Here is a 1,757-nt window from a genome sequence, read left to right on the forward strand (position 1 = left end):
GCTCCCTCGAAATGATTTGGTTTTCTCACTCAGACTCATGAATTCGCAGGATTTCACCTTTAGTTTAGCGCGAGATAAGAAGGGAACAGAGGAGCCGGTAGCTTGGAACAACTGAAAGGGCATGCAGGAACAGGGGTGCGGGATGAATCACCCAATTCATTCCATATCCTGCACGTCTCCATATCGCCCCTAGCGATTTTCACTCCCATGTCTCAACGGGTCCAAGCCCTTTCATTCCTTCGTCACATCTAACTAAGGGGTGGAGGTCGGTTTTTCTAACGGAACGGGTCCGAGCCCTTTTGCGTAACGTCTCCCGATACTCCGTGCTTCTTATCCATCCTGCGAATGCATGAGCTGGTGAGTAAACGCTGCTTAAGCTGCTTGTGGAAAGACTTTGGTTGAGTCATAAACCTCGCTGCTCTTGGCCAGACCAATAAGCATGCGGGTGACTTTACCGCATAATTTCATAATGGATTTCATCTTCTTTAGTTTTTTCACATCAACATTGTGGTGGTGAAGAGCTCTAATATCTGGATTGGTCATGACCATGCACATGGTCATGAGATAGAGAAAACGTCGGAGACGAGGGCGACCGCGCTTGCTGAGCACCATTTTTCCACGCCACTTCCCGGAGCAGGCCTCGGCCAGATTTAGTCCCGCATGTCGTAGTAATGCGTTTCCGTGGGCATAGCCGCTCAAATCGCCGGCTTCGCCTAGCACACCGGCCAAACTCGTCGCATTTACGCCGCGAATCGCAAGCAACTTCTGCGCGTATGGAATGCGCTCCAGGATGCTATGAAGCTCGTGCTCAATTTGCTCAAGTTGTCGCTGCGCCAAGTCGTATTCTTCGAGCAGTTGAGCTAAGTGCAGCTTGTAGGCGTGCAAAGCCTGCGTGGCGCCAACGCTGCGTTTAGCCAGCGCAATGAGCTGCTCGGCCCGATGCACCCCCGCATGGCGTTTCACATATTGCTTCCAGCCGGCAATGACTTGCTCCGTCGTTAACCGGCTAATTTCCTTCGGGAGAGGAAATAGCCTTAACGTGGCAATGGCACTGGTGCAGGTGAGGATTTTAAAGACGTGCCGCAGTTCTGGGAACACAATATCTACCCAGCGGTGAATCTGGTTCACGGCGCTGTTAAGCCGTTTGGCGACCGTGTCGCGGTTGGCCATGAGAATCCGCAGCTCCTCGTAAGCTTCCGGGTTGAACCGTACAGGAGAGTAGTAACCGTTTTTCACCATGTCTGCGATGACGAGCGCGTCTTTACGGTCGCTTTTGGATGGGGTATTGTCGCGGTTTTCCTTGTTCTTTTTGACGAGATGGGGATTTACGAGAACGGCCTCAATTCTTTTGGCCGAAAGCCAGCGAGCCAGGCTGAACCAGTAGTGACCGGTAGGCTCCATACCGACGATGACTTTGCTCAGCTTATACGATTTGAGTAAATCTTGGATCCAGCGGCCGAATAACTGAAAGCCTTCTTCGTTGCTACCAAACTCCAGCGGTGATCCGAGCGCAATTCCCCGATAGCTGACCGCGCGAGCGACGTGAGCCTCCTGAGCAATATCTACTCCGACGACTAAATGCAAAGAGGAAATGTTTTCAATGAGTTGATTTTGCTTATCTTGTAACTTAAACTTCATAGTAGAGCGACCTCCTGGATGATGGGTTTTTTGAGGCTATGACCTCGTGCGCAACCCCATCGTACCGAGGCGCTCGTTTTTTTGCAAAGATCAAATTATTCGTTCTACAGGAATTCTAA

General features: G+C 50.9%; 1 protein-coding gene. It reads right to left on the minus strand.

Annotated elements, in window-relative coordinates:
- Positions 1–372 precede the first annotated feature (372 nt).
- Complete coding sequence (locus tag ACZYR9_RS27410) at positions 373–1,638, minus strand: IS110 family RNA-guided transposase (RefSeq protein ID WP_488981480.1); 1,266 nt, start codon at positions 1,636–1,638, stop codon at positions 373–375.
- Positions 1,639–1,757: the final 119 nt, after the last annotated feature.

This window comes from Paenibacillus sp. F024, assembly GCF_057814255.1.